This is a genomic window from Bacillus sp. REN16 (assembly GCF_020731355.1).
Classification (GTDB): domain Bacteria; phylum Bacillota; class Bacilli; order Bacillales; family Bacillaceae_L; genus Ferdinandcohnia.
Genome location: NZ_JAJFZK010000005.1, coordinates 155,921 through 176,477, shown reverse-complemented (window position 1 = coordinate 176,477; position 20,557 = coordinate 155,921). Strand labels below are relative to the sequence as shown.

The 20,557-nt window shown below is 35.1% G+C and carries 17 protein-coding genes, 1 pseudogene and 1 riboswitch; of the genes and pseudogenes, 4 read left to right on the top strand and 14 right to left on the bottom strand.

Annotated elements, in window-relative coordinates; translation table 11 throughout:
- Nucleotide 1 precedes the first annotated feature (1 nt).
- From LKW28_RS08185 to LKW28_RS08145, 9 genes are all read right to left on the bottom strand, one after another.
- Nucleotides 2-769 carry a Wzz/FepE/Etk N-terminal domain-containing protein gene (locus LKW28_RS08185; protein WP_229139865.1) on the bottom strand — a complete coding sequence of 256 codons (768 nt, stop codon included), beginning with the start codon at nucleotides 767-769 and terminating at the stop codon, nucleotides 2-4.
- A 9-nt stretch (nucleotides 770-778) separates the two neighbouring features.
- Nucleotides 779-1,888 carry a DegT/DnrJ/EryC1/StrS family aminotransferase gene (locus tag LKW28_RS08180; RefSeq protein WP_229139864.1) on the bottom strand — a complete coding sequence of 370 codons (1,110 nt, stop codon included), beginning with the start codon at nucleotides 1,886-1,888 and terminating at the stop codon, nucleotides 779-781.
- 89 nt (nucleotides 1,889-1,977) lie between these two features.
- The gene (locus tag LKW28_RS08175) at nucleotides 1,978-3,087 is read right to left on the bottom strand and encodes a glycosyltransferase (RefSeq protein ID WP_229139863.1); all 1,110 of its coding nucleotides are present in this window, start codon (nucleotides 3,085-3,087) and stop codon (nucleotides 1,978-1,980) included.
- Nucleotides 3,088-3,253: 166 nt separating this feature from the next.
- Nucleotides 3,254-3,895 carry a sugar transferase gene (locus LKW28_RS08170; protein ID WP_229139862.1) on the bottom strand — a complete coding sequence of 214 codons (642 nt, stop codon included), beginning with the start codon at nucleotides 3,893-3,895 and terminating at the stop codon, nucleotides 3,254-3,256.
- Nucleotides 3,896-3,904: 9 nt separating this feature from the next.
- On the bottom strand, nucleotides 3,905-5,077 hold the full coding sequence (locus LKW28_RS08165; protein WP_229140034.1) for a DegT/DnrJ/EryC1/StrS family aminotransferase: 1,173 nt from the start codon (nucleotides 5,075-5,077) through the stop codon (nucleotides 3,905-3,907).
- A 6-nt stretch (nucleotides 5,078-5,083) separates the two neighbouring features.
- Complete coding sequence (locus LKW28_RS08160; RefSeq protein ID WP_229139861.1) at nucleotides 5,084-6,313, bottom strand: glycosyltransferase family 4 protein; 1,230 nt, start codon at nucleotides 6,311-6,313, stop codon at nucleotides 5,084-5,086.
- A gap of 19 nt (nucleotides 6,314-6,332) precedes the next feature.
- Nucleotides 6,333-7,037: an N-acetyltransferase gene (locus tag LKW28_RS08155; RefSeq protein WP_229139860.1), complete on the bottom strand. Its 705-nt coding sequence runs from the start codon at nucleotides 7,035-7,037 to the stop codon at nucleotides 6,333-6,335.
- Between the two features lie 65 nt (nucleotides 7,038-7,102).
- Nucleotides 7,103-8,977: a polysaccharide biosynthesis protein gene (locus tag LKW28_RS08150; RefSeq protein ID WP_229139859.1), complete on the bottom strand. Its 1,875-nt coding sequence runs from the start codon at nucleotides 8,975-8,977 to the stop codon at nucleotides 7,103-7,105.
- Between the two features lie 347 nt (nucleotides 8,978-9,324).
- A complete protein-coding gene (locus LKW28_RS08145) occupies nucleotides 9,325-9,870 on the bottom strand; it encodes a BsuPI-related putative proteinase inhibitor (RefSeq protein ID WP_229139858.1) in 546 nt (181 codons plus the stop codon).
- A gap of 456 nt (nucleotides 9,871-10,326) precedes the next feature.
- On the opposite strand from LKW28_RS08145, the gene LKW28_RS08140 reads away from it, so the two are divergent.
- Nucleotides 10,327-11,199, top strand: a complete 873-nt coding sequence (locus LKW28_RS08140; RefSeq protein WP_229139857.1) for an acyltransferase family protein — start codon at nucleotides 10,327-10,329, stop codon at nucleotides 11,197-11,199.
- Nucleotides 11,200-11,578: 379 nt separating this feature from the next.
- Here the strand turns inward: LKW28_RS08140 and LKW28_RS08135 are convergent, their stop codons facing one another.
- Nucleotides 11,579-12,391: an IS3 family transposase gene (locus LKW28_RS08135; protein ID WP_229139856.1), complete on the bottom strand. Its 813-nt coding sequence runs from the start codon at nucleotides 12,389-12,391 to the stop codon at nucleotides 11,579-11,581.
- 182 nt (nucleotides 12,392-12,573) lie between these two features.
- Between LKW28_RS08135 and LKW28_RS08130 the strand changes: the two are divergent.
- Nucleotides 12,574-13,509, top strand: a pseudogene (locus LKW28_RS08130) (IS4 family transposase); the annotation flags it as partial.
- Nucleotides 13,510-13,666: 157 nt separating this feature from the next.
- Here the strand turns inward: LKW28_RS08130 and LKW28_RS08125 are convergent.
- The 4 genes from LKW28_RS08125 to LKW28_RS08110 form a co-directional block, all read right to left on the bottom strand.
- Nucleotides 13,667-13,987: a transposase gene (locus LKW28_RS08125; protein ID WP_016200952.1), complete on the bottom strand. Its 321-nt coding sequence runs from the start codon at nucleotides 13,985-13,987 to the stop codon at nucleotides 13,667-13,669.
- A gap of 200 nt (nucleotides 13,988-14,187) precedes the next feature.
- On the bottom strand, nucleotides 14,188-14,997 hold the full coding sequence (locus LKW28_RS08120; RefSeq protein WP_229139855.1) for an SGNH/GDSL hydrolase family protein: 810 nt from the start codon (nucleotides 14,995-14,997) through the stop codon (nucleotides 14,188-14,190).
- Nucleotides 14,998-15,150: 153 nt separating this feature from the next.
- The gene (locus LKW28_RS08115; RefSeq protein ID WP_229140033.1) at nucleotides 15,151-16,659 is read right to left on the bottom strand and encodes a penicillin-binding transpeptidase domain-containing protein; all 1,509 of its coding nucleotides are present in this window, start codon (nucleotides 16,657-16,659) and stop codon (nucleotides 15,151-15,153) included.
- Entirely contained in the window at nucleotides 16,608-17,168 is a 561-nt protein-coding gene (locus LKW28_RS08110; RefSeq protein ID WP_229139854.1) for an NTF2-like N-terminal transpeptidase domain-containing protein, read from the bottom strand. The genes LKW28_RS08115 and LKW28_RS08110 overlap by 52 nt, the downstream gene beginning before the upstream one ends.
- A gap of 236 nt (nucleotides 17,169-17,404) precedes the next feature.
- Nucleotides 17,405-17,491, top strand: a riboswitch (cyclic di-GMP riboswitch).
- Nucleotides 17,492-17,510: 19 nt separating this feature from the next.
- On the opposite strand from LKW28_RS08110, the gene LKW28_RS22950 reads away from it, so the two are divergent.
- Together LKW28_RS22950 and LKW28_RS08105 are read left to right on the top strand one after the other, a co-directional pair.
- A complete protein-coding gene (locus LKW28_RS22950) occupies nucleotides 17,511-17,642 on the top strand; it encodes a hypothetical protein (protein WP_267497928.1) in 132 nt (43 codons plus the stop codon).
- A 205-nt stretch (nucleotides 17,643-17,847) separates the two neighbouring features.
- Entirely contained in the window at nucleotides 17,848-20,505 is a 2,658-nt protein-coding gene (locus tag LKW28_RS08105) for a tetratricopeptide repeat protein (RefSeq protein WP_229139853.1), read from the top strand.
- Nucleotides 20,506-20,557 lie beyond the last annotated feature (52 nt).

The following is a 20,557-nucleotide window of genomic DNA, read 5'->3' as shown; positions in this document are numbered from 1 at the left end:
CTTACATCTCCTTAAATTGACGAGCGTTAATTATATATTTCCACAAGATGACAATAATTAACATAAGTTGAAAAAACGCTGCACCACCAAGAATAATAAATTTAATAGAACTTGGTTTATTTTCGCTAGTATTAACATCATCACCTGATATTCTAGGATTGTGTTTTACCATTTTTGCTAATTCTTCACCAGCATAATAGAGTAGTTCTTTTGTGTTTGCATTATAGAATTTTCCTTCTAAATAAACCAATTGACTATCTGAGTTTAACTGTTCCATAACGTCCTTACTTACTCCACTAGACGATTCTTTAAGTATATTATTTAACAAATAATTGGTGGCATCAACTTGTTCAGATAAAGCATTAACATAGTCTTCCATCGCCTGACGTTGCACATCATACTTTACCGTTAGATCCTTTACAATTTGATTCGCAATTTTTGTCAGATCAGATTCAACAATTGACTTGTCTGACCCGACAAGTGTTAAATTTATTTGGTTATCCATAGGTATCGCTACACTAAAATCACTGGGTGCAATTTCAGTTAATAAATGTTTATAATCGTTTTGAATAATTTCAGGCTTTGATAAATCTCTATTTTCAATCATTCCAGTAAATACAATAGCCTTTGAAGTATATTTTGTCTGCTGCGTTAAAGTATAAGCATAACCTAGCCCCATTCCAATAACTGTAGCAAGTATGATCAGCCATTTCTTTTTCCACAAAAACTGTAAATAGCCATAAAGAATATATTGATTTTGTTCTGACATGATTTCTCCTTATGCGAAAAACTTTTCTATAACATTAATGATATATTCTTGTTGTTCCTTTTTTAATTCAGGGAACATTGGGAGAGACAAGGCTTCTTTTGCAGCTTTCTCAGCAAGTGGGAAATCCCCTTCCTTATAGCCCAACTCTGCAAAAACTGGTTGCAAATGTAATGGTACAGGATAATATACCATTGAAGCCACTCCATTTTCTTTTAAGAATTGTTGGAGTTCGTCCCTTTTCTCAACCCGAATTGTATATTGATGGAACACATGATATCTGTCTTTCTCTTCTTTTGGCGTAATTACATGATCAGAAAGCTTCTCATTTAATAAGTTTGTATAGGTTGCTGCTTTTTCACGACGAAGTTCACTCCATTCAGAAAGATGAGGGAACTTAATATTTAAAACAGCTGCTTGTAATTCATCTAATCGACTGTTGTAACCTAAAACATGATGATAGTATTTTGGCTTACTTCCGTGGACACGGATAATGCTCATTTTTTCTGCTAAATCTTCATCATTAGTGACAATCATTCCTCCGTCACCATATGCCCCTAAATTCTTTGTAGGGAAAAAACTAAAGCATGTCGTGTCACCAAGTTCACCGACTTTTCTACCTTTATATTCTGCACCAATTGCTTGAGCAGCGTCATCTACAACGTATAAATTATGCTTCTTAGCAATCTCTAGAACTGGATCCATATCTGCTGCTTGTCCATATAAATGAACAGGAATAATCGCTTTTGTTTTGTTTGTAATAACTTTTTCTATTTCCTTTGGATCAATATTAAAGGTAATTGGGTCGATGTCAACAAAAACAGGCCTTGCTCCTGCCCTAGCAATCGCTCCAGCTGTTGCGAAGAATGTGAATGTCGTTGTGATGACTTCATCACCAGGTCCCACTCCACACGCTTGTAGTGAAATATGTAATGCGTCGCTACCATTTGCAACACCTACGCCATGAGTAACATGTGAAAATGCTGCAACATCGTGCTCAAGTTTCTTAACGTTATCCCCAAGAATGAAACTTGAAGAACTCATAACATCATCTAAAGCTTTAATAACTTCATCCTTAAGTGATTGGTATTGTTCAGATAGGTCTAACATAGGTACTTTCATATTTAGACTCTCCTCATATAAATTGTTTTGAATGACAATCTTTATATTAGCATAAAATGATAACTGATTTTTTTACTATTTAAAGACATTTAAGAAAGTAATTCATTTTGAATATCTTTCGCACGTTGAAGCCATAAATGTTTTCCTTTTAGTGCAGAAACCGAATTTTGCTTCAATATATTTCTTTTTGTAGAATCAAGCATTTCCTGTAATCCACCATGTATAGAATTACTATTATCCTTTACAATTAACCCGATTTTATCCTGTTCGACTATTTTTTGTAAGGCCGTACAATCGGTAGCTAAAACTGGTAAACCAAAGGATAGGTATTCGAATAATTTTACGGGAACTGCAAAATCATTATATGTTCCCCTTTTTAGGGTAACAATTCCAAAATCAGCTTCTTTATAAATAGGAAGCAATGCCTCCCCATGAGCATGATGAATATTTAACCAATCTTCATCTAAATATGGCTCTAGGAAACCTTTAAACGTATTAAATTCTTTTTCACGACAGACAAATGAAAGTTCAATATATGTAGTATCTTTATTTAACTGTTTAAAGGCTTCAAGCACCTCATATACTCCATACCTTGGATCAATCCCACCAACATAAATAGCACGTACCTTTTCTGTACCCTGTTTATCAGTAATTTCTGTTCGATCAATACCACCAGGGGGTGACGGATAGACTTGATTTTCAGGAATCTTCACATAATTATTCATTTCCAAGCTAGGTAAAAAAATTTTCTTTGCATACTTTTTGTATAAAAATAACTCTATTTCAAATAATCGAATCATGATAGTTTTTAAAATAGGTTTTACCTTATAAAGATCTTTAAATTTCCAATAGATATCCCTATAAAAAATTCCTAGTGGAATCTTATTCTTTTTAAGATATTTAAAAAAGCCATGATCCACAGTTGGATGCCTTGGTATATGATCCGGGTCAGTTAACCAAATTGGTATTGTTTGGTTTTCCATATAGCAATACAAAATATCATTTGGATTGACTTCTTTATAGATCTTCCTAAGTCTTTCCTTTCTTTCTTCCGCATTACCAATTACCTCTAAACATTCAAACCCCTGCTCATTCGCTAGTTCATGAAATGCCTTAAGCATTTGGGTAGGTCTAACTCCAGAACCACTATCACCGGTTTTCAATTGAAAAGGGTAATAAACAATTATTTTCTTAGTCAATTTGGAATCAGTCCCTTTACAATAAAGTCACAAAATGCACTATTGTTCAACATATTACAATAACAACACGATTGTTATTTGTCAAGAAAAGACAAATTTCGCACACAAAGTAATAACGCTCCATTATATGACGAACAAAAAGCGTAGCAACATACTACGCTTTCCGTCATTTAAGGATCTTCAGTGCAGTTTTATAAATGATAGAAATATCCTCAATCACAGAACGGTTACGAAGGTATTCTAAATTATATCGTAATTTATCAACCATGATTTCTTCAATATAGGTTTTTTCTGGATTTTCAGCCTTACCAAGAAGTTCACTTTCATCACTGTACTTAATGGATGCATAATCGGTTATCCCTGGTCTAATGTTAAAAATCGCTTTTTGTTCTGTATTATAATATTTAGTATACCTCGGAACTTCAGGTCGCGGTCCAACCAAACTCATGTCACCAATCAAAACATTAATTAATTGAGGAAATTCATCAAGCTTATATTTACGCAAAAAATACCCGACTTTTGTTATTCTACGATCCATACCGACTGTAATTTGTTTCCCTAGCTTTTCAGCGTCAACCACCATTGTTCTAAACTTTAGAATTTTAAATTCCTTCTCGTACTGACCAACCCGTACTTGCTTAAAAAAAACAGGCCCCTTTGAATCAACTTTTATAAGAATTGCAATAATTAGTAGTAAAGGTGATAGGATGATGAGACCAATTAGAGATACAACAATATCAAAAAACCTTTTAAAAGCATCATTAAAAGAGTGATTTTGATTGTATAATCCTTTGACTTTCCCTTCCATGTCTGTCACCTATTTTCTATAGCTTGTTGCAACATCACGAACAGCCTCAATCACTTGTGTTACTTCTTCCTCTGACATTCGTGGATACAGAGGTAAGGAAATGGCTCCATTGTATGCACTTAATGCATTAGGATAATCTTCAATCTTATATCCAAGCCCTTTGTAATACGGATGCATTGGAACTGGAATGAAGTGGACGCTAGTGCCAATTCCCTTTTCTTTTAGCTTTTCAATAAACTCTCCACGGTCAATTGTGAACTGGCTTTCATCCACTCGTATCACATACAGATGCCAAGCATGTCTGTTAATATCATCGTGATGTGGCAGTGTGATTCCTTCTATATTTGCTAACTGTTCATTATATATTTGAGCGTACTTTTCGCGAATTTGCTGCATTTTTTCTAACTTAGAAAGTTGAACCAATCCAAATGAAGCTTGAATATCAGTCATATTGTACTTATAGCCCGGATAGTCAACCTCATAATACCAGGTACCTTTATCACCATATCGATTCCATGCGTTTTTACTCATACCATGTAGACTCATAATGCGGACTTTATCAGCCCACTCTTCACTATGAGTGGTTACAAGTCCACCTTCACCAGTTACCAGGTTTTTAGTGGCATAAAAGCTGAAGCAAGTAAAATCACCAATACTACCAATCATTTTGCCTTTGTATTGAGTATAAATCGCATGGGCAGCATCTTCGATAACAATTAGATTATGCTTACGAGCAATCTCCATTATAGGATCCATATCGCATGGATATCCTGCGAAATGCACTGGAATAATGGCCTTTGTACGTGGAGTAATTTTTTCTTCAATTAAAGCAGGATCGATGTTCATCGTTACAGGGTCGATATCAACAAATACCGGCGTAGCTCCAGTATGGATGATTGTGTTGGCACTTGCTACAAACGTATAGGGAGTTGTTATAACTTCGTCACCAGGCCCAATTCCTGCTGCTAATTGTGCAAGGTGTAGACCCGCAGTACAAGAATTTAACCCAATCCCGAAATTCGCGTTTACATATTCTTTGATTTTCCCTTCAAATTCAACCGTTTTCGGTCCTTTGCTTAGCCAATTTGATTTAATTGTATCAATGACTTCCTTAATTTCTTCATCCGCAATCATTGGAAGTGCATATGGAATTGTTCCCATTTTATTCACCCTTCTAACTATGTTGTATTATTGATTCATGATTTTTATAAATCGATCTGCTAAAACTTTATAATCATGGTTTTCCATGACAAATTCTCTTCCATTTCCACCTAATTTTTTTCTTTCCTCTTCAGTTAATTCAAAAATCTGATTAATAGCCTCAGCAATCAAAACAGGATCCTCTGGCGCAACAGAAATACCACAGTTGGCTTCCTTAACTAGATCATTACCTGCTTCAATACTGTGGATAATGGGTTTTGCAGCCATCATATAATCCAAAAGTTTATTAGGACTAACACCAAACCGATACAGGGAGCTTCTTCTCCATCCTATGTATAATGCATCCATCCGAGAAAGGAAATCGGGAATCGCATTTTTATTAATAACCGGAAGGAAATGAATATTTGTTAATCCCATGTCTTTTGATTTTTGAATAAGTGCATCACGTTCAGCGCCTTTTCCAACAAGGACAAACGAAATGGGTTTATCTTGCATGATTTTTGCAACATCGAGTAAATATTCGAGTGCATTTGAAATCCCTTGTCCTCCTGCATAGCCTATTAAGAAATTACCTTCATTTTTAAGTTTAGCGATAAGTTCAATATGTTCATTCGGAATTTGTTCATTTGCATTTTCCCAATCCTCAGTTACTATACCATTCGGCAAGAATTCGAATTTTTTAGGGTCCATGCCGTGACTAATCATATGTTCTTTTGCTTTTGGTAACAATGAAACAACCCTATCTGCTTTTTTATACGCATCATTTTCCCCTTTTTGCATGGTAATAATAAAAGGATGGTACTTAGACATATTTCCTAATTCCTTTGGTGTCAAAGGCCACAAATCATGAACTTCGAAAACAAGTTTTGCATTTGCCTTTTTAGCAATTTTTGATGCAGGATAAATATCTAACGGGTATGTTGAAGATGCAATTACAATATCCGGAGAGATTTCTTTTGCTAGCCTATCTGAATTGGCATATATGTCTTTTACAAAAGAAAAGATATTTACAACCCTTTTTACGCCATTACCCTCATATTGAGGTGTCTCTACCCAAATATAACGAATCCCATCAATTATTTCTGTTGTCCACTTTCCCTTTATTTCTGGCTGTATTGTTCGAACATGGGAGTAGGAACCGGCTATAATTGTAACATTATGACCCATTTTAACCCATTCTCTACTAAGATAAAATGGTCTGTATTCCATACCATGCTGATTGGATCCTGCATAATGATTAATAAGTAAGATATTCATAAAGAAACGACTCCATCATTTACTGATTTTTTAATAATTGGTCATCAGAAACCAGTTTTAATTTCTTGGCTGGAACCCCTGCTACAATTTCTCCGTTGTTAACATCTTTAGTGACAACTGAACCAGCAGCTACTGCTCCGTCTTGGTTAATAACCTTACCAGGTAGAATTGTCGCATTTGCACCGATTCTTCCACCTTTCTTAATCGTGATACCCTTAAAATGTTTATAACGTTCCTTAGATCTTGCCATGTAATTGTCGTTTGTTGTAACAACACCAGGAGCAACAAAAACATAATCCTCAATATCTGAATAGGCAGTTATATAAGAATTTGTTTCAAGCTTACAATAAGCACCCACTTTACAATCATTTTCAACTGCAACTCCACGTCCAACGATTGTTTTTTCACCTATTGTAACTCTTTCTCTAACAGTTGCTAAATCGGCTATAAAAGCATCATCTGAAATTTCAGCATTTGCATAAATTATTGCTGAGGTTCCGATTGTCACTCCATTACCTATTTTAGTGGGAGGTAATGCCGTTACTTCAGGGAGAATTGAATTTTTAGCCCTGGTAGGTTGTTTTCCAATCACCGCATTGTCTTGGATAATACAATAGCTACCGATTTCAACCCCATCATAAATAACAACATTGTGGCCAATTGTTACATTTTCACCCAAACATACATTCTTTCCAATAACTACATTATTGCCCTTTGTAATCATTTTACGTCCTCAACTTTCGAAAATTGGTTGCATAATTTATTCTTAACAATCAAAAAAGAAGGGGTTCAAACTGTAATCATTTCATCAGCAACTTTACCTTGCTCTTGCTCTTTTTTTTTATCATTAGTATCCTTCTTTTTGTTTGTTAGTTTAAGTAAAGTTTCGCGAAGCTTATCCTTATCGTGCAATACACTTTCAACTTGGTGAATAAGATCCTCTGCGTTTTCCTCTGTAGCTTTTCCGATATAAATTTTTGGAAAAACTTGAATAGGATGGATCTCATCTTTATTTAATATTTCTTCATACATTTTTTCTCCTGGACGAAGGCCAGTATATTCAATTTTGATTTCGTCTTCTGTAAATCCAGATAATTTAATTAGATTTTTAGCCAAATCAACAATTTTAACTGGTTCACCCATATCTAAGACAAAAATTTCTCCACCTCTCGCTAAGGCTCCTGCCTGAATAACAAGTCTAGCTGCTTCTGGAATTGTCATAAAATACCTAGTCATATCAGGATGAGTTACCGTCAGTGGACCGCCTTTAGCAATTTGCTTTTTAAATAAAGGAACAACGCTCCCTCTGCTTCCCAATACATTTCCAAATCGTACTGCTACAAAACGTGTATCACTTTTACGATCAAGATTTTGAATTGTAAGTTCTGCAATACGCTTTGAGGCTCCCATTACACTTGTAGGGTTAACTGCTTTATCCGTAGAAACTAAAACAAAAGTGTCAACTCCGGCAATTGATGCTGCTTCAGCAACATTTCTCGTTCCATATATATTATTTTTTACTGCTTCTTCTGGATTTCTCTCCATTAACGGAACATGTTTGTGGGCAGCGGCATGGAAAACAAATTTTGGTTTATTCGTAACCATCACATCAATCATTTTCCGCGCATCTTGTATTTCCGCAATTTCTGTAACTAATTCAATTTGCCCCTTATATCTATTTAGTAATTCCATTTCAATATTATAAATACTATTTTCCCCATGACCTAATAAAACTAATTTACTTGGTTGAAACAAACAAATCTGCCTACACAGTTCAGATCCAATCGAACCGCCAGCACCTGTTATTAATACTGTTTGATTTCTTATTTTTTCAGCAATTCCTTCAGTATCTAATTTAATAGTATCCCTACCAAGTAAATCTTCGATAGAAATATCCCTAATTTGACTAACTGAAACCCTGCCTACGGCCAGATCACCAATCATCGGTAATATCTGTACATTGTCGACAACCTTTTTTGCCTTTGCAACAATTTCATTTAAACGGGACTTGGGTAATGATGGAATTGCAATAACAACATGTTCGATACGAAACTTTGCAATAACTTTTACAATATCATCAACTTTCCCAACAACAGGAATCCCTGCCATATTAAGATTCTGCAAAGATGAATCATCATCTAAAAAGGCGATTGGTTTTAATTCTGTTCCTGGATGTTCTTTTATCTGACGTACAAGCATTCTCCCAGTAGATCCTGCACCTAATATTAATGTACGTTTATGCTTAATCGATCGGATTTCTTTCGTCTTAAAAGCAAATAGTACAGTTGAAGTAAAACGCCACCAAAAACGTACGCCACCCAGTAAAAACAGATGGAGAAGGTAGGTAAGGAATAAACCTCTTGCATATATGTTATTAAACATAATTTTTTGAGAAATGGCTGTTATAAGAATAGATGAGCTTACAACCAAAACGATTCCCACTAATTCCTCGGCACTTGCATACCTCCATACTTTTCGGTAAAGACCAAACACATATGAAAAAACATGATGGCTAACCAGCAAAATAACCGAACTGATCAACACCCGATTATCTTCATAATATGCGGCAAACGGGTTTAAGAAAAAATGTGACATATATATTGAAAAAAGAACAATTATTGAGTCTATAACGACCAAATTCAAAATCCTAGTACGGTATGACATGATAAGACCCTCCCAGATCTTTAATTATTTTCTTTTGTCACGGAGGTAAAATTATATTTATTTTAGCATTTGAAATTCGACACTAATTATAACATAAAATTATTGGGCATCACTATAAATATTGATTGCGAGTAATAAGTCATGCGTAATACACATATTTGTAATGAAATTGTTGTTTCTTTTAAATCTGTTTTAATACACTTTATTAGACATAAATAATTGAAATTTTGTTACATACAAATTGAAAATCAAATCAAAAAAAGGAAAGTTTCCATTACTGGAACTCCCCCCTTTTAACTCCAATAATTATGACTAGTACCATTTCCTTACATGGACATCGCCTAAAATTAATTAACGGAAAAAGATATTTTCTTAATTGTTGACTCTCCGCCCCTTACAACAGGGATCCATATTGTTAATAGATAATCTCCTTTTTCTAAATCTCTAAATTCCACGTTATAGGATAAAGATTCATTAGGTTCGAGCACTATTTCGCTTTTATTATCAGTAATTTTTTTCCCAAATGAATACTGATCTATTTTTTCCTTCCCCAAATTATAGAGTTTATATTCATATTTTTGGTTTGATGTATATCTTAAGTTCAGGCTACTTTTGTCAATATTTGTGACTTTATAATGAAAAATAATTTCTTTTCCTGTTTGAGAATTAATGGACAAAGTAGTATTCAAATTATCCTGTTTAAATGTTTCAAAGCGTTGTCCATTTAATATTTGTACATGGTTTTCATTAAACACTTGAACCTCTTCTTCTTTTGCAATAGCAACATTCACATTATCATTATTGTGGTTATTACTATTAGTCCCTAACGAAACACTAAATACAATCCCGCTTAGTAACAAAGAGGATACACAGAACACCATAAATTTCTCCACACTACACACCACCTAGCCGAAAATACAGGTATTTGACATATAATTATTATTTGTAACCCTTCCACTTTTATGTTAAAAATCCCTTTTCATTAAGTTTCTTTTCGTTCTTCTAATTTAGACACGATATGACATTTTAGTTATGAAAAGTATGCTCAGATATTCGCAAACTTAACCAAGGGGGTATTACTCATTCAGAATTTTCTCTGGTAAATCGAGGTATATTATATTTAAATATTATTCTACAATTATAATTGTATTTCTATTCGTTCGTTTATTTGGTACAATCTTTTTTGGAATTTCGAATTGGAGGTTTATTATGAAAAGACTTGCGGGAATTGATTTGGTAAAAGTCTTAGCAGTGTTATTTGTACCTTCTGTACATTTTTTCTTAAATACTGAATATTATTCCCAGGACTTAATCTTAAGTAAAAATTTATTCTTTCAAACGTATCTAAGATGGCTTTTTTTGATTTGCGTTCCTTTATTTTTAATAACGACAGGATATCTAATGTCTATAAAGGTCTATTAAACGTATTATGTGTTTACATTTTTTATTCCTTAATATCCATATTGGTAAGAGTTTATCACTTTCATGATACAAAAAGTATCACCGATTGGATTTACTCGATCCTTAGTTTCCAAGCCAATGGATATTCTTGGTATGTTAATATGTATATTGGTATATTTCTATTAATTCTATTTTTAAACCTCATTTTTAATGGTTTAAATACAAGAAAAGAAAGACATATTCTGATACTAACCTTTTTATTGCTATCTGGTGTACCAAATTTTGTGAATGTACTACCGGTTCTTATTAATGAAAGTAGGATATTATACTTTCCTGATTGGTGGGCAGGTATTTATCCTCTAACTTATTTTTTCATTGGTTGTTATATAAGGGAATACAGGCCAAAGGTAAATAAACCATTTGCATTACTCTCATTTGTTTTTATCATTCTTGTAGAAACTTTTTTATGTTATTACTACTCTGATAATGGTCCGTTTGTTGATGCTGTTGGGTACTATGGACCTTTAATGATCATTGCATCTTCAGTACTATTTTTTATTATTTTTTACGATATCGATATAAAAAATAAGGTACTATCATCCATATTTGGGACACTAGGAGGCTTAACACTCGATATTTTCCTAGCCTCATTTATTTCTGATTTACTTGTCTATGAATATATAAGGAATAATGTCTTTGAGTCACAGTTCCAAATTATTTATTACTTTGTACCAATTATAGGCACAATATTAATGATTTCTATTGCAATGAGCCTTATTAGAAAATATAGCACCTGGCTGCTTAAATGTAATTCATCATAAAAGATAATTTCCGCAACCATAACAGTAAACCTTAGATTACATTTTTATCCACAAGAAAAATTTTAATGAGCTAAGCTGATGTACAGATTATCAAATAAAAAGGAGAATGAATTTGAACTGACCTAGCCAAATGAGACATATATAAAACACCTATCCATATTAAATTTAACACTTTTTCATTAATTTGATATTGGTTCTTTACTGGAAATAGTTCAGGCACTTTGTCACTTTACTTGGAGCCTCTGCGGGCATAGATTCTTTAGCCAGGAAGCCAGATATCTCAAAGAGAATCTGGCTTAGCCATAATAGGCTATCATGCCCGCATCTCCAAATAAAGTGCACGTCTTTTCTACATGCAAAGTGGATAACCCCGAATCCTTTAAGCTGCCTTTAATCCAAATTCTATTGGAGTTAAGTAGCCTAATTTTGCTTGAATCCTATCCTCGTTGTAATGATGAATGTACCCATCTATTCTAGAAATAACTTCTAAATTAGATAGGGTATTAAACTTACAATATTGGAATTCCTCTGTCTTTAAATTTGAATGAAATGATTCAATCACCGCATTGTCCCAACAGTTCCCTCGTCTGGACATACTACCTACTAAATGATGTTCCTTCAAATAATTTTGAAAGGTATACGAAGTATACACACTCCCCTGATCGGAGTGTATAATAACTCCTTCTGGCTGATTGCGTTTATCCAAAGCATCCTGCAGTGTATCAATCACTAATGTCGTTTGTTGATGATTATAAATCTTATAAGCTACAATTTCATTATTATACAAATCCATAATCGTAGACAGATATAATGTTTCGCTGCCATACTGGATATACGTAATGTCCGTTACCCACTTCTCATTTGGTTTACTAGCACTAAAATCACGATTAAGAATATTAGGCACAATGACTTCACTTTCTCCCTGCGATTTCCACTTGCGTTTTGGTTTCACCTTACACTGCAAATGATGCTTCTGCATAATGTTTTGAACTGTGTTCCTATTAAGATGAATATGATGTTCTCGCTTTAGAATAGCTCTAATTTTCCTATGACCATTTCTATATTTAGTAGCCTTACAGATTTCAATAATTAAATCTTCATGTTCATTGCGATATTCACCAAACCCTTTAGTCCAACGATAATAGCTAGCACGTGGAATCCCTAAAACTTTTAAAATGGAAGTAACGGTCACTAGTGTTGCATTAATTTAATTCCACTATTAAAAATACTCGAAATGTTCACTTTTATTATTTTATGCATAGAAAAAGTCCTTTATAATGGATAAGTCAGGTGGTAACCCGTCCAAATCCACTAAAAAAGGACCAATCTCATGGACAAGATTACACGAAAAACTTCATTTGGACAATGGTTTTCGTAAGTGATTGCCTTTTTGATGATCATCTTCAAAAGGAAATCGACCTTGATTCTATAAGCATTTCTCAGCTCTCGCGCCGTTTAAATGGTCTAAATCCAGATTTGTTTCAAAGACTTTTCCTTGATTTAGTCGGACAAATTCACGCCAAAACACACTACACAAAACTTGTCATGCCGTTAAAAATTATTGATTCAAGTACTTTGCCACTAAATTTGACCAATCATAAATGGGCGAAGTTCCGCAAAACTAAGGCAGGCGTAAAGTTGCACTTACGCCTTGTATTTATGGAAAAGGGAGAATCCTATCCCGAAAAAGCCGTGATGACAACGGCAAGCGAACACGATCGTGGTCAACTTGAGATTATGGTTGACGATAAAGAATGCATGTATGTGTTTGACCGAGGTTATCTAGACTACGAGCGTTTTGATCGCATGACCGATGAAGGCTACTTTTTTCTTTCTAGGCTACGAAAAAACGCAGTCGTACGGGAGGTTTATGATTTTAAACTACCCAAGGATTCATCTGTTTTGTCGGCTCAAATGGTGTTGATTGGTACAACTCAAAACCGAGCTGAAAACTATTTTCGACTTCTAAAAGTAATAGATTCAAAAGGTAATGAACTTCATTTAATCACAAATCGTTTTGACTTAAGCGCCGAAGAAATATCGGAAATGTATAAATCACGATGGGCAATTGAGCTGTTTTTTAAATGGATTAAACAACATCTCAATATCAAGAAATTATACGGTCAAAGTGAATGGGCGATTCAAAATCAAGTGTTTATCGCACTTATTGTTTTTTGTCTTCATGTTCTGGTACAACTCGAAACAAAAAGTAAGCGGAAAACCTTGCAAATTAGCCGTTATTTAAGGGCAGCATTGTGGAAACCAGCACATGTCTGGCTTCGCAAAATTGAAGGAAAAGCCATCCCTTAATCAACAAATTGTTGTCGTTGCACAGGTCTAATTGTAAATAAATTTCCAAATGGACAGGAGCCGCCTTTAGAAAGGTAATTAAAAATTATGACACTATTTACGCAACACTAGTGAGTAACGGTATATTTTTCACGAAATTGTTCAACCAATTGTACTACTAGCCCTTTATCGACTCCTTTCTCATCGCCATATACTTTTTTAGAATTTCATTCTCCATTTTTAGGTGAGTTAGTTGATTACTTATTCGCTCGTCCTTACTTAAAGAATCGGGCCCATGCCCAAATGTATATTGTTTACCAATTGGCTGATCAAATCGATACATTTCTCCATTCTTGTACCATCTCATCCAAGTTTCAATTTGAGTTTTATTTTTGATTTTGTATTTGTTCATAATTTCCCGTGTTGTTAATTTTCCTTCAAGCTTATCTCTTACTACCGCCCATTTAATCTCTTTTGTATATACAGTTTTTTTGCCCACGCAAAAACACCTCCGAATAATGTCACAATACTTATCTCAAGTATTGCCATTTTGGAGGTGTTTTATATTGTCTCACTATTTTAGGTTAGTCCAATTCGATAAGAATCCATCCTCCTTTTTTATTTTTCTCTCTCGGTCAAGAGTATTTCTTATTTCCATTGGCAGCATTGTTGTCCATTTAAGATTGGATAATTCTTAATTTATTCTTTTGCATCTTCCGAAATAAAATAATTGGACAAGTAATCTGCCCACAGTCTTTGTCCTTTTTCATTAGGGCTGCCATTAGTTAATAAATATTCCTTTATCTCATCGGTTTGATAATCCGGCCATGCTTCCCAATGATTGAGATAAATATAATCATTATTATTTGCGTATTTTTCCAATTCTCCAACTTCTTTTGGATAATGCTTTGCATTATGTAAAGGATTTGCTGGTTGTAATAGTACAGTCACTTCCGGAAGCTCCACTTTAATAGCGTCAATTATAGTTGTTAAATTAACAAGCCTATTATTAATAGTTACTTTCCCGTTATCTGTCAAGATGAATGGTTCTAATAATAAGATATCAGGCGAAAGGCTTATTATTTCTTGATACAGCTCTTCTTGTACCACTTCAGTTGAAAGTTTATCAGCAATTTCCTTTATTGTGACATTTAAAACGTCTTCACCATAAGTGTCTTCTAGATCTTTCTTAAGTAAGGACGGCCACCCCAATGGGTCCTCAGGTGTAGCGCTTGAACCAGCAATTACAAGATTAACCGGTACTCCATCTTGCACGGCTTTGATAAGTTTTGTTTGAATTTCTTCTGATAAGTTTTTGGAATAAGCTTCAACCTTTTGTACTTTATTCTCTTGATTTTCTTCAGCTACGGTTTTCACATCTGCTTTCTCCGTTTTTTCAACATGTACAGTATTTACTGTTGCTTGTATTTTATTATTCCAATGCAGCTTTCCGGCCACTACAATTGCTACGGAAAGAAGTATGACAATAATAACAAGTACCTTTTTCAAATAATAAACCCCCAAACAGAACACAACTAATTTACTATATTATACAATATAAAAAGGTGATTTTAAGTACTTTTGGGTAATTTGTGTAATATTTCCACGGAAATTGTAATTAAAAAAACAAAAAGCTGACGAATAATGTCAGCTTTTTCTTCATTATTTTTTTAGTATTGATTCCATTATCGATTTCACTTTCGGTGTAACTTCATGGCTACCGTTTTTTACATCTTCAATTAACATCGATATTAATAGTCGAGGATTCTCTGTATTCATAGCAACAAATAATCCATTTTCTTTTCCATCTTCATCCTTACTTGTTTTAAGTTCAGCTGTTCCTGTTTTTCCAGCTAGTTGTAAACCTTCTATTTTTGCATCATGTGCTGTGCCATTTGGATCTTCGAAAACTTGAATGAGGTCATTTAGAATGATTTGAGCATTCTCTGGAGAAATGACATTTTCCTTCCAAACCTCTGTTTCCGAACCATCAAGGATAAGTTTTGGTTTTATTAGTTTACCTGAGTTTAATAATGGCGTATAAGAAAAGGCTAGGTGCACAGGGCTCATTTCAAGTTGTCCTTGTCCATAGCCTGTGTCAGCTACTAAAATCTCTTTGTTCAAACCCTCGTTTGAAATTTTCGATTCATACAATGGATATTCAAATGGAAATGATTCACCGAATCCATATTTCGATAATTCGGATTCGAATCGATCTCCGCCAATTCCTAGTGCCGCTTGAGCAAAATAAATATTGTCAGAGTACACGAAGGCATCCTTTAAATTCACAGGTTTCCCAGGATCGGTGACCCTAGTTATCGAATAGCCTCCCCACGAGCTATCCTTTTGCCACTGCTTACCAGCTACATCTACCGTTGTCTCAGATGTAATGACTCCATTTTCTAGTGCAATTCCAGCTGTAATTGGTTTAAAGGTTGAGCCAGGTGCATAGGTTGCTCCGAAACGGTTCAGTAATGGCTTGAGTGGGTCTTCATTTAATCGATTCCATTCCCCAGTTGAAATTCCAAGTACGAAAGTGTTCGGATCAAAGGACGGGCTACTGACAAGTGCAAGTGTCTCACCTGTTAACGGGTGGATGGCAGCTGCGGCCCCGGCATTACCTCTAAGTTGATCAAACGCAGTAAGCTGAACATCGATATCGATGGCCAATTTTACTGTTTCACCGTCAATAGCACGTTTTTCAGCAAGCGTAACTTCTCCAGCGTCATTAGCTTTCTTAATAAAAACCTTAGCACCTTTTTCCCCTCTTAAACGGTCTTCAAGTACCATTTCAAGACCTTTTTTTCCTACAACATCATTTGCAGAATAGCCTTTTCCTTCAAGCTTTTTTAGATCCTCTGCAGTTACTGTTCCAATATACCCAATCAAATGGGCGGTTGCCTCCTTAAATGGGTAAACACGGGATTCTACCTTTTTCGATAAAACACCATTTAGTTGCGTTACTTGTGTTGCTAGGTCCTGTTCTTGTAAAGAGAGCCTTTTTATTGGTACGAAATAATCAGGTTTAACCCAAGAAGCATTTAGGTTCTTTTCGATAGACTCAGGTGTTAGCTTTAACATTTCAGCAACAGCGGTAATAATGGTTCCCTTATTTTCACCTAGGTCCTGCGGAACCAAACCAATTTCATATACAAGGCCATTTTCTGCCAGCAGAACGCCGTTTCTGTCAGTAATTTCACCTCGAGTAGGAGAGGATATGGAAACTCCAATGCCATCCCCTTCCTCCATGTTAGGAAAGAACATTGATGGCTGCCATTTGATTGCCCATTTTTTTCGTCATCTATTTCTTCTAAAACAAGCGTCACTTGTTCTTTAAATTCAATTTTGCCTGCAATCGTTTCCATTGAAAGTTGATATGGGAAAACAACCTCTCCTTTGTCATTAGGTTCGATTTCCTCATCTGGAGCTTTAAAACTGATTTTCAGTTTGTCAACACCAATATCTTTATAAATTTTCATAAAACGATTTTCGAATTCATCTTTTTGAATATTTTCTTTTACGTCTAAGGAAAATTGGTCATATACTTTTTGAAAATCCTGCTTTTCCCAATCTTGAATAAATGTTTCAAAACGTTCTTCAGGTAGAGGGTCTTTCTTGCATCCTGTTAGCAAAACAATACTTAGTGCAATAATTAATATCAACCATATGTATCGTTTCAAATATTTTCACCTTCTTTTTTCCAATTTAATTTTTTTCTACTATATTATACATTTTATAGTATATTTAGTGACTTTTCGATTATTTACTGTCCATTTTTATAAAAAGTCTTTCCTCGATATTCCGATTGACTATTATGTGAAAATCAATAATTCTATTAACTGGAAATACAATAGTGCTATTTACCTATTAACATTTCGACAAAATGTGACGATAATAATATTGATTTGTTAAATTCGTTCGATACTAGCAAAACCACTGAAAAGTGGAAGACGCAAAGCTAAAGGGGCTACCGTCCTACCGACTAAGCCAGCCAGCTACCGAAGACGAGGAGGAAAAGAAAATTGAGTACATGGGTAACACCTGAGGAAATGGAAAGAAAAAGAAAGAGAAATAAAATCCTATTATATGTTTCTCTCCCTATTCTCGCCGTATTAATTAGCGCAGCTACGACTTTACTTGCAAATGGTATGTAATATGATTGAAGGGTCCAAAAAAGATTATAATCTTTTTGGACCCTTTCTTAATTATATGCAAAAAACGACACAAACTAAGCAACTCAATCGTATATATTTATAATAGGTATGAGTCTATCCTACAAGGAAAAAACTTCCTACACCTAACTGATTAAGAACGAAACGGGACATGACCCTATTTTGTCCCAGCATTGGAGGTTTACATATGACATCAGAACATGAATTTATTACTAAAACGTATTATCAAACAATTATTCCAGATAACGACAAAAGGCATCCGATTGAGATTCTTGGTGAGGCATTCATAAGTGAGGCTGAAAAGGAACCCTATGACTTGTCCTATATACGCTTTGCTCAAGGGGAACTTTACTTTAATAATAAAGATTATGAATCTGCAATTTATAAATGGGAAAGCATCTCGAACGACTTAGAACCTTGGGCTAAAAAGAATATTGCCGATGCGTATTATGAACTTGGGTTGCTTTCAAATGCTGAGGAAGTGTACGGCTCGATCATTTCGAAAAACAAAATCCTTACCAGCGAAGTTTCATTATGCCTGTTCTCATTATATCTTGAAGACCAAAAGCTCGATGCAGCCTATCGGGTCCTTCAGGAAGCAATTGAAGGAAATCCAGATTATCCTGAGCTAACATCGATTGCCAAGCGCTTTTATGAGGAACAGGATGATTGGAAAAATGCGATTGAGTTGGCGATTAATGAAGCAAAGCGAACGCAAGACCTAATTTGGTTTGACGCTTTACTTTCATATTTCGAAGCAGGTCATGGCAGTACATTTTCACCTGATACATTCGTTTCTGTGTTACTAAATTTATATGAACTTGATCAACCTAGATTTAAACTGCTATTGGCTGCCATTTGGAAAAGCTACCAACAAACAGACGATTATCTAGGTTGGTTACATTCAGTTATTCAAATTATGAAGGATTTAGAAATCAATCCGTACGAGTCTTGGTCTACGATTATTGATTTATTTGGGGAAGCGTATCTTGAACTCACAACTGGAAGTTATTTATTACGTGATATCGGACAGCTGATGCCGAAATTGCTAATTAATTGGTTGAATACTACCACTGCTACTAACGGATTGACTGCTGCAGCAGCGATCTTAGCGTGGGATGATATTTTTCCATCTGCCATTAAAACGGTGATTGTTAAAGAGGCTGAGATTTTGTTGGAAAACGCCCACAGTCAAGCTTTATCCATTGATGAATGTCACCACTTTGTAAAAACAATCATTGATTGGGCAGCAAAAAATAATATTGAAACGAGCCATCGATTAGTATGGGGCTTTGATCAACTTTTTGATGAGAACACAACGAACCTGCTTGTCCTTGGGAAAGGAAAAGGTTCTTTTGTGAACTCGATTTTAGAAGAGGAAGTACTAACTCCTTCGCTCTCTACTTTTGCAAGCATTCAATATGGAGAAAAGAAGGAAATAATCGAGGTGTCCGATACTGGGCGTTGTACGCTGGCTACATTCGAGGAGGTAACGGATCCAGAATCAATTATAGAGGTTAGCCATCCATCTGCTCAATTACAGCAGTCAGGCCTAAGACTGAATTTGACTGGCTATAACGAATACTTTATGGAAAAACGGAAAACATTTGGCTACTTGCCTGTGGTCGATGGCGTTCTATTTGTTCACCATGCCGAAACCCTGACCGAATTAGACCTGGATTATCTCGCTCAAATCAAACATTCCGTTAAGGATATTCCGGTTCATTTTGTTCTGCCAAATACGTTTGAGCGTGAAAAAGTAAAAGAGTACTTCCCTGATTCGGTTATACATTCTGTTCGAAATGGCGATGTCCTTCGTGACATTAAGTCAAGTTTCCTTAGGGTTAATCGTGTTGGCAAAATCCTATTTTTGCTTAGAAAAACGATTTCTAACCTTCTTAAAAAACGAGCAGACGCTGAAAATAAATTAATCGAATTAATTGCGCATAATGAAGAATTTATCACTCGATTAACTGGATTTAACAACAGTCTGCATGATAAAGAAATGGACCAAAGCAAGGAAATTGCTGATTCATTCGAGGGCCTCATTTCGGAGGTTAAACATGACATTTCTGAAAAAATACCGAAAATCCTTGCGGGCTGCTCAGAATATATAACAGAAGAAAGTAATCTCAACCAGCTCCACATTGAATTGAACGAAAAAATGAATGAAGAGATTCGAAGTTTATTTGATCAGGAGATTGTACCAAGTCTTTCAGAAAAACTTCAGGAATGGATTGAAAGTTCAAATCAAAAATTAGTGGCTACTCAAGCTTACTTAGATGATATGACTCAGTCGCTAGCTGAAGGATATCCTGAAAAGGAACTCCAGCTGCATTGTGATTTTAAGGTGGTCGAGGATTGGCGTCGAGACATCAGTCGCATGACCTATCAAATTCAAATTGATAAAGAAAACATCATGCTTCGCCATAATCCAGGGCAAGTGCTTCTGAAGGGTGCTGGCAAAGTGTTGGGTTTACTGCCACAAAAGCAACAGGCATACATGCTTAACCAGTATAAGCGCTATGTAGATAATGCGTCCTATACGGAAGTGGTCGACTCCATTCAAAGGAAGTTTTGGCAGCAATTCGACTTTTTCAAAAAATCACTGCAACAAGATGTCGGGATATTTTATAAGGAATCGTTAGATGATCTTTCTGAGGCTATTGACGGAACACAATCCCGTGTAGAACAAGACAAAGAAACATTAGCTAAAATGAAATCGAATCCGGAAGTGTATTATGATCCATTGAAACTATTTGAAACTAGACTTGTTCAATACGAACGGATTTGGAAGAAAGGTCGGGACATAGGGACAGGTTCCTTGTCCCACTCTCGCCCCTAAAGACTAAACAGGCCCAACGAGCAGATAGTATTTCTATACTCGTTGGGTAATA